This is a genomic window from Verrucosispora sp. SN26_14.1 (assembly GCF_004307965.1).
GTDB lineage: Bacteria > Actinomycetota > Actinomycetes > Mycobacteriales > Micromonosporaceae > Micromonospora.
In genome coordinates this window covers 1-8,178 of record NZ_SISL01000266.1, presented here as the reverse complement: position 1 = coordinate 8,178, position 8,178 = coordinate 1, and the positions used below count along the sequence as shown (strand labels likewise).

Here is an 8,178-nt window from a genome sequence, read left to right as displayed (position 1 = left end):
GGGCGGGGCGGCGAGGCGGGCGCGTGGCCGGGCGGTCCGTTCGTGGGCGACGGCCCCGGCGGTCAGGCGGTGGTGATGGTGGGCAGGTGGCGCTCGACGACGGGGAGCACCTCGGCCACGGTGACCGGGCGCCCCAACTCGGCCGAGAGCGAGGTGACCCCGGCGTCCCGGATGCCGCACGGCACGATCCGGTCGAAGTACGTCAGGTCGCAGTCGCAGTTGATCGAGAATCCGTGCAGGGTGACGCCCCGGGCGACCCGGATGCCGATGGCGGCCACCTTACGGTCCGGGCCCCGGTCGTCAGCCGGCACCCAGACGCCGCTGCGACCGTCGACGCGGGAGGCGGTCAGGCCGAACTCGGCGCACACGTCGATCAGCAACTGCTCGACCCGCCGGACGTATGCGACCACGTCGACCGGGTCGGGCAGGCGCAGGATCGGGTAGCCGACGAGTTGCCCCGGACCATGCCAGGTGATCTTGCCGCCGCGATCCACGTCGACCACGGGGGTGCCGTCCATCGGCCGGTCCCACGGCTCGGTGCGCTTGCCGGCGGTGTAGACGCTTGGATGCTCCAGCAGCAGCACCGTGTCGCCCCGCTCCCCGGCGACCACGGTCTCGTGCAGGCGGCGCTGCTCGTCCCAGGCGGCGGTGTAGTCGAGGACGCCGGCACGTACGGCCGTCAGGCCGGAGGTCGTCGCGGTCACGCGTACCAGCCTAGACCCGTACCCGCTGGTCACCTCCGGTGAGCCGGCTCACGGGCCGGGCGGCTCAGCGCTGCCCGACGCGCCACAGCCAGACGTCCTCGACGCGTTCCGGCTCGCCGAAGAGCAGCGTCAACGTCCGGCGTACCGCCTCCTCGTCGACCGGCCACTTGGCGCCGTGCACCTCGTCGGGGAGCACCACCGTCTCGATCCGCCAGTGCTCCAGGTCGACGCGTACCTCCTCGCGGGTGCCCTCGGTGACGATCGGCGGCAGGCCGCTGCGCGCGGCCTGGTCGAGCAGCGCGCCGAACGGACGCGGCACCGGCCCGATCCGGCCCCGGCCGTCGGGCCCGCCGGGGCCGAGGAAGAAGCCGGACGGGATGGCGAACTCACCCTGCCGGTTCGCCAGCGCGTACGCCTGCCAGCGCTGGCCGTCCGGGTAGACGTCGAGGGCCAGCGGCGCCGGGGTCAGCACCCCGCCCGGGGAGACGTAGTCGCGCCACGCGCCGGAGGTGATGAAGCGCGGGATCGGTTCCCGTTCGATGGTGAGCAGCGGCGTCGGGACCAGCGGCACCAACGCGACCGCGAAGGCGGCCGTCCAGGCCACCGCCGCCGCCCGACCCGGCCGATGCTGGCGGAGCCGGTCCACGGCGAACGCCAACAGCAGCCCGATCACCGGCGTCACCACCAGCGCGAGTCGGGCCGGCAGCGCGGCGTTCACGACGGGGAGCTGCCCGAGCAGGTCGAACGGCATGGGCAGGTCGGTGCGGTGGCCGTTGACCTTCGCCACCGGCCCGAAGGAGAGCGCGGTGAAGGCCACCGCCACGACGCCCAGCCCCCACAGCGTGGCCCGGCGTCGTGGCGTGGCCGACCGCCACAGCAGGGCGAAGCAGGCGACCGTGAGCAGCAGCAGGGGCAGCCCGAAGAAGGAGTTCTCCTCGGTCGGGTTCGGCGCCAGCGAGGTGCCCAGTCCGGCCTCGCCGGCCAGCGATCGGCGCGGGTAGGCGGCGTACGCGGCGATGTCCTCGGAGTGGATCACCGAGTCGAATCCGGTGCCGTGGAAGCGTTGGGGCCCGGCGAAGTGCAGCCAGAGCGGGTACGCCAGCAGCACCCCGGCGACCACGGTGGTCACCGCGAGGCCGCGCAGGAACGACGGCAGCACGGACCGCGCCTCGACCCGGTTGGCCGGGTGCAGTGCCCAGACGGCGACGAACAGGCCGAGCGCCAGCGCGGTGAAGAAGAGTCCCTCGGCGGCGATGGAGAAGGAGATCGCGACGAGTACGCCGAGGATCGCCCCGTCGCGCAGCGGGTGCGCCGACCGGCGCAGCACGAACAGCCGCCACACCAGCAGCGGCACCAGCCAGCCGGCGGTCCAGTTCAGGTGGGCGTTGGCGTGCGAGACCATGCCGGGGGAGAAGCCGATGAACAGTCCGCCGACGGCGGCGGCGAGTCGACTGCCGACGAGGTGCCGGGAGAGCAGCCAGTACCAGGCGACGGCCGTCGCGGCCAGGTTCAGCGTCAGGATCACCAGGAAGGTGGCCGGCGGCCCGATCAGGTACGTCAGCGGGGCGAAGACCACCGCGTACACGGTGATCGAGGTGTTGACCGCGAGGTTGACGCCGTCCGGGACGTTGATCAGGTACGTGAAGAACGGGTTCTCGCCGTGGCTGACCGTGTGACCGCCGAAGGCCAGCAGCCACTCGAACAGTGCCTGGTCGCTGGAGTTGACCGTGATCGCGCGACCGTTCGGGTCTGACCACAGCCCGCTGGTCACCCAGACGGCGAGCGCCAGCGCGATCAACGTCACGATCAGGTCGGCGCGGCGGTCACGGGTGACGCGCGTCGGCGAGGTGGTCAGGGACGCCGAGGACGGGGAGCTGGGCACCTAGCGGACGTTACCAACCGCACCGGACACCTCAGGTCAGACCCGTCACCTCCGCCTGTAAGGAAGGGCCCCCTGCTAACGCCTGGTGTAGATAAAGGGACCCTTCCTAACATCTGGGCGCGGCGCGGCGGTGCCGAACGCACCAGGAGGGCAGGACGGGTGCGATCAGGCGTGCGGGACGCGTGCGGTCAGTCGTGCAGGGCGGCGTGCAGGGCCGTGGGCAGGTCGGGGTGGCGGAAGGTGAAGGCGGCCCGGTTGAGTACGCCGGGCAGAACCCGCGTGCTGGTCAGCGCCTCCTGGGCGAAGCCGCCGAGGACCGCCTTCAGGGCCAGCGCCGGGATCGGGATGACCGCCGGACGGCGCAACTGGCGGGCCAGCTCCCGGGTGAACTCGGCGTTGGTGACCGGTGCCGGCCCGACCGCGTTCACCGGGCCGTTCAGGTCGGCGCGGGCCAGCAGGAACGTGACCGCGTGCAGCCAGTCGGTCATCGAGATCCACGGGATCCACTGGCGTCCGCTGCCGAGCCGACCGGCGATACCCAGCTTGAACGGCAGCAACTGCGGCTTGAGCAGCCCGCCGTCGCGGTGCAGCGGCAGTCCGGTCCGCAGCCGCACCACCCGTACCCCGGCGTCCTCGGCCGGGCGGGTGGCCGCCTCCCACACCCGGGCCACGTCGGCCAGGAAGCCCTCACCGGCCGGCGCGTCCTCCTCGACCACCCGGTCGCCGGTGTTGCCGTACCAGCCGATCGCCGAGGCGTTCAGCAGCACCTCGGGCCGGTCGGCCTCGGACAGACCGGCGATGGTGATGGCCAGGGTGCTGGTGGTGTCCACCCGGCTGGCGCGGATGAGCTGCTTGTACTGGTCGTTCCAGCGGCGGTCGCCCACCCCGGCGCCGGCCAGGTTGACCACCGCGTCCGCCTCCGCGACCAGCGCCGGGTCGAGCTGCGCCGCCGACGGGTTCCACTGCCGCTCGTCCGGGCGGCGCGGTGGCCGCCGGACCAGCCGGGTGACCTGGTGCCCGTCGGCCACGAGCAGGTCGACCAGTCGGGTGCCGAGGAAGCCGGACGCACCGGCCATCAGGATCCGCATACAGACATCTTCGGGTACGCGCAGCCGCCCGGCTGGGTCGAGTCGGTCACGCCGATGTCTCGGCTGACCCGACGTGGGTCTGTCGAACGACGAAGTCAGGGGCGGCGCACGTGCCGGACGTCGACCAGTTCCGTCAGACCGGCGAAGTCGTTCTCCTCCGGCAGTTCGTCCGGGTCCAGCGCGCCGAGGAGGATCACGATGTCCGTGTCGATCAGGCCCCGGGCCGTGCTCTCACCACTCACGATCGAACGGGTCCTGATCGACGGCGGAGTCGAGATCTCGGCGGAATCGCTCCGCGTCGAGCGGGGGCGCGGTGGCGAATGCGGCCATCACTTCGGCGCGCGGGACGAAGGTGCGCCGCCGAAGCGGGATCAGCTTGCCGATGGGGGTGCCGTTGCGGGTGATGACGTAGGAGTCTCCGCGCTCCACCCCCCCCACGCATGATGGCGCCGGGGTCGTTGCGCAACTCTCGCTGTGTGATCTCCCGATGGGCGTGCTCAGCCACCCGCCCCTTCCAGCCATGGGTGCTACAGAGTGCTACGCATGTCACGGGTGCGGGTCGGGTGGGTTGTCGTGCCAGCGGGCGCGGTAGGCGGCCTCGGCCGCCTCGTGGGCGGTGCGCTCCTCGAAGACCGCCGCGCGCAACGCGTGCCGGGCCTCGGACATCACCACCACCTCGGTGACGATCATGCCGACCAGGATCACGGCGAGCACACCGAGCGCGAGCAGTCCGGGCAGCGGCATGGCGATCGGGATGCCCAGCGCGAGCAGGCCCACGGTGCCCAGCCGGAGCCAGGAGAGGGTGCGCAGGGTGCGCCACTGGAACAGCATGTTCCCGGCCAGATAGCAGAGCGCCCCGGAGAACAGCAGCGGCACGTCCGGTCCCTGGGCCGGCTGGCTGATGGGTACGCCGGGCTCGGCGATGTCGTGCACGATGCCCTCGGCACCGAGGGCGAACAGCAGGATGCCGACGATCATCGGCAGATAGAGATAGGCGTACGCGTCGCGGGCCATCAGCACCCGGGGGCGGCCCTGGCTGGCGTGCAGCGCGATCCGCGCGGCCGGACCGATCACGTCGTAGTGGATCCACCACATGGCCGCGCTGAAGACGATGCCGAACACGGCGGCGGTCACCCCCGGCAGGGTGGGCGCCTGGCCGAGCAGGTTGCTGCCCAGGCCGATGGAGATCACCGACTCGCCGAGCGCGATGATCAGGATCAGGTCGTACCGTTCGGTCCAGTGCTCGGCCGACGTCACTCCCCAGCCCCAGGTGCGGGCCAGCAGCCCGGTGCCGTACTGGAGCAGCACGACGCTGATCCACAGGCCGTCCCGGACCAGCGCCGCCATGTCGTCGTCGGGCAGGTGACCGGGGAGCAGGGCGGCGACGAGCAGCAGCGCGGTGCTCAGGGTCAGCTCGGGGGCGTACCGGAGCAGTTGGCGGCGTTCCACCGGGTCGTCGCGGACGGCGTGCAGGAACAGCGCCAGGTGTACGGCCCGGATGACCACGTAGCTGACCGCCACCACGACCGGCCCGGCCTCGGTGCCGCCGCCGTCCATGAACGCCTGGGGCAGCGCGAGCGCGAAGCAGAACAGCGCGGCCATCCCGGCGACCATCAGGACGGGTACGAAGCCCTCGCCGATGCGTACCCGGGTGGCCACCACCGTGTGCACCACCCAGCACCACCACAGCACGGCGAGGACCAGCAGGGCGTGCAGCAGTTGCCGGTCGGTGATGTTCGCGGCGGTGGCCCGGGCGATGTTGAAGAAGGAGAAGACGAAGACCAGGTCGAAGAAGACCTCGAACTTGTCGACCCGGGCGCCCGGTGCGATCCCGACCGCCGGTCCCAGCCGGTGCCGTCGGCGCCTCTCGTCCACGGCCTGAGTGTGGCAGCGGCGCCGGTCGCCCGGGTGCGTTTCGGATCAGCCCCCCGGGCGGTAACGCAGCCCGTCCATCAGCAGGTCCAGCAGCCGTCGTGCCTGGTCGCGCTGGTCTCGGCCGCCTGAGGCGAGACTGACGCCGCTGAGTCCGACCAGTACGTCGGCGGGGTCGACGTCGGCGCGTACGGTCCCGGCTGCCGCGCCCGCGTCGAGCAGCAGGCCGATCGCGCCGAGGAGGCGGTCGCGGCTCTCCGCGTACGGGTTGGCGCCGGCGGCGATCACCAGCCGGAGCGCGTCGGCCATCTCCCGTTTGGTGGTGAGGTAGTCGATGAACCGGTCCATCCACTCCCGGATCGCCTCGACCGGTGGGAGGCGGTCGCGGAGTTCGGCCGCCGCGTCGCAGAGTTTCGCCAGCTCGTTGCGGTAGGCCGCCTCGACGAGCGACTCCCGGGTGGGGAAGTGGCGATAGAGGGTGCCGATGCCGACCCTGGCGTCCTTGGCGATCGAGTCGAGGGTTACCTCCGGGCCTGCCTGGGAAAACGCCCGGACGGCCGCGTCCAGCAGCCGCTCGCGGTTGCGCTGGGCGTCGGCGCGGAGCGGTCGGGGACCGGTCTGCGGCACGTCTCCTCCTGAACTGGGCCGGAACCCGGGTGGCAAGCGGAGGAGCCTCCGGTTAGTGTGGTGGTAACGGAGGAGCCTCCGCTTCTCATCGTAGCGGCGGTCCACACCCGCCGCGCCTCTGTCGACAAGGATGGATCATGGCCATCGGTACGCCTGTCAGCACCCCGTTCACCGCCGAGTCCACCGCGCTGGAGGTCGTCGCGGGCATCGACCTCACCGGTCGCCGGGCCGTCGTCACCGGCGGCGGATCGGGCATCGGGGTCGAGACCGCCCGTGCGCTCGCCGCCGCCGGAGCCGACGTCACCCTGGCCGTACGCCAGCCCGACCAGGGCCACCGCGCGGCCGAGGAGATCACCCGTACCACCGGCAACGACCGGATCACGGTGGCCGCGCTCGACCTGGCCGACCCGGCCTCGGTCGCCGCCTTCGTGGCGAACTGGGACGGACCCCTGCACATCCTGGTCAACAACGCCGGCATGATGGCCTCGCCCGAGATGCGGACGCCGCAGGGCTGGGAGATGCAGTTCGCCACCAACCACCTCGGCCACTTCGCGCTGGCCACCGGGCTGCGTCCGGCCCTTGCCGCAGCCGGGGGCGCCCGCGTCGTCTCGGTCAGCTCGGCGGCCCACCTGCGCTCACCCGTCGACTTCGACGACATCCACTTCGCGAAGCGCGAGTACGAGCCGTGGACCGCGTACGGGCAGTCCAAGACCGCGAACGTCCTCTTCGCCGTGGAGGCGAGCCGCCGCTGGGCCGACGACGGCATCCTGTCCAACGCGCTGCACCCCGGAGGGATCCGGACCAACCTCCAGCGGTACGTGGACGAGGAGGAGCTGGCCCGGCTGCGCGCCTCCAGCGGCCCGGCCGCGCCCTGGAAGACGCCCGAGCAGGGGGCCGCCACATCCGTGCTGGTGGCCACCTCGCCGCTGCTCGACGGTGTGGGCGGGCGCTACTTCGAGGACTGCCAGCAGGCCGGGCCGCACGAGCCCGGCACTCGGACCGGCGTCGCCGCGTACGCCGTCGACCCGGAGGCCGCCCAGCGGCTCTGGCAGGTCAGCGAGCAGACCCTGGCCGGTTGAGCCGGCCGGTGTCGCAGGTCGGGGTGCCGGCAGGTGCCGGTGGCGACCCGGTCGGCCGCACCGACGGACGAGGGCGCCCCGGTCACCTGACCGGGGCGCCCTCTCGTGCTGCTGACGGCGGTTAGAGGCCCAGCTCGGCCTCGAAGTTGCCGGCCTCCAGCCGCTCCTTGACCGCGACCAGGAAACGGGCCGCGTCGGCACCGTCGATCAGTCGGTGGTCGTAGGAGAGGGCGAGGTAGATCATCGACCGGACCGCGACGACCTCGCCCAGCTCCGCGTCGTTGACCACGACCGGGCGCTTGACGACGGCACCCGTGCCGAGCATCGCCGACTGCGGCGACGGCACGATCGGGGTGTCGAAGAGGGCGCCCCGGCTGCCGGTGTTGGTCAGCGTGAACGTCGCACCGGCGATCTCGTCCGGGCTGATCTTGTTGGTCCGGGTGCGCTCGGCCAGGTCGGCCACCCGCTTGGCGATGCCGCCCAGGTTGAGGTCACCGGCGTTGTGGATGACCGGCACCAGCAGGCCCCGCTCGGTGTCCACGGCGATGCCGAGGTTCTCGGCGTCCGGGTACGTGATCGTCCCGCCGTCGAGGTCCATCCGGGCGTTGACGATCGGGTACGTCTGGAGCGCCTCGATCGCGGCGAGGGCGAAGAACGGCAGGAACGACAGCTTGACGCCGTGCCGGGCCAGGAACGACTCCTTGGCCTGCGCCCGCAGCTTGGCGATCTTGGTGACGTCCACCTCGATCACGGTGGTGAGCTGCGCCATCTCGTGCAGCGACTGCTGCATCCGCTTGGCGATCGCCGAACGGATCCGGGGCAGCTTCTCGGTCGTGCCGCGCTTGGCGCTCGGCTGCGGCTTGGCGGCCGGCTTGGTCGGGGCCGTGGCGGCGGCCTGCGGTGCCGCTGTCTCTTATACACATAGG

General features: G+C 72.1%; 8 protein-coding genes and 1 pseudogene. 1 reads left to right on the top strand and 8 read right to left on the bottom strand.

Annotation, left to right across the window (positions count from 1 at the left end):
* Positions 1–62: 62 nt before the first annotated feature.
* The 7 genes from lipB to EYA84_RS21050 all read right to left on the bottom strand — a co-directional run bounded on the left by lipB (position 63) and on the right by EYA84_RS21050 (position 6,173).
* Positions 63–704, bottom strand: coding sequence for a lipoyl(octanoyl) transferase LipB (gene lipB, locus EYA84_RS21075; RefSeq protein ID WP_131054772.1), 642 nt, complete (start codon positions 702–704; stop codon positions 63–65).
* Between the two features lie 64 nt (positions 705–768).
* The gene (locus EYA84_RS21070; RefSeq protein WP_131054771.1) at positions 769–2,586 is read right to left on the bottom strand and encodes a DUF2079 domain-containing protein; all 1,818 of its coding nucleotides are present in this window, start codon (positions 2,584–2,586) and stop codon (positions 769–771) included.
* A 188-nt stretch (positions 2,587–2,774) separates the two neighbouring features.
* On the bottom strand, positions 2,775–3,674 hold the full coding sequence (locus tag EYA84_RS21065; RefSeq protein ID WP_131054770.1) for a TIGR01777 family oxidoreductase: 900 nt from the start codon (positions 3,672–3,674) through the stop codon (positions 2,775–2,777).
* A 95-nt stretch (positions 3,675–3,769) separates the two neighbouring features.
* Positions 3,770–3,916: a hypothetical protein gene (locus tag EYA84_RS32585; RefSeq protein WP_161595009.1), complete on the bottom strand. Its 147-nt coding sequence runs from the start codon at positions 3,914–3,916 to the stop codon at positions 3,770–3,772.
* Complete coding sequence (locus tag EYA84_RS21060; RefSeq protein WP_201272443.1) at positions 3,906–4,103, bottom strand: prevent-host-death protein; 198 nt, start codon at positions 4,101–4,103, stop codon at positions 3,906–3,908. Before EYA84_RS21060 ends, EYA84_RS32585 begins: the two co-directional genes overlap by 11 nt.
* A gap of 117 nt (positions 4,104–4,220) precedes the next feature.
* A complete protein-coding gene (locus EYA84_RS21055; RefSeq protein WP_131054769.1) occupies positions 4,221–5,549 on the bottom strand; it encodes a low temperature requirement protein A in 1,329 nt (442 codons plus the stop codon).
* A gap of 45 nt (positions 5,550–5,594) precedes the next feature.
* Positions 5,595–6,173, bottom strand: coding sequence for a TetR/AcrR family transcriptional regulator (locus EYA84_RS21050; protein ID WP_131054768.1), 579 nt, complete (start codon positions 6,171–6,173; stop codon positions 5,595–5,597).
* Between the two features lie 137 nt (positions 6,174–6,310).
* Between EYA84_RS21050 and EYA84_RS21045 the strand changes: the two genes are divergently transcribed.
* The gene (locus EYA84_RS21045) at positions 6,311–7,252 is read left to right on the top strand and encodes an SDR family NAD(P)-dependent oxidoreductase (protein WP_131054767.1); all 942 of its coding nucleotides are present in this window, start codon (positions 6,311–6,313) and stop codon (positions 7,250–7,252) included.
* Between the two features lie 121 nt (positions 7,253–7,373).
* Here the strand turns inward: EYA84_RS21045 and EYA84_RS21040 are convergent.
* Positions 7,374–8,162: pseudogene (locus tag EYA84_RS21040) on the bottom strand (2-oxo acid dehydrogenase subunit E2); the annotation flags it as partial.
* Positions 8,163–8,178 lie beyond the last annotated feature (16 nt).

Coding starts and splice junctions, on each gene's coding strand:
- EYA84_RS21065 (WP_131054770.1), bottom strand. CDS start 3,674: ATGCGGATCCTGATGGCCGGTGCGTCCGGCTTCCTCGGCACCCGACTG.
- EYA84_RS21045 (WP_131054767.1), top strand. CDS start 6,311: ATGGCCATCGGTACGCCTGTCAGCACCCCGTTCACCGCCGAGTCCACC.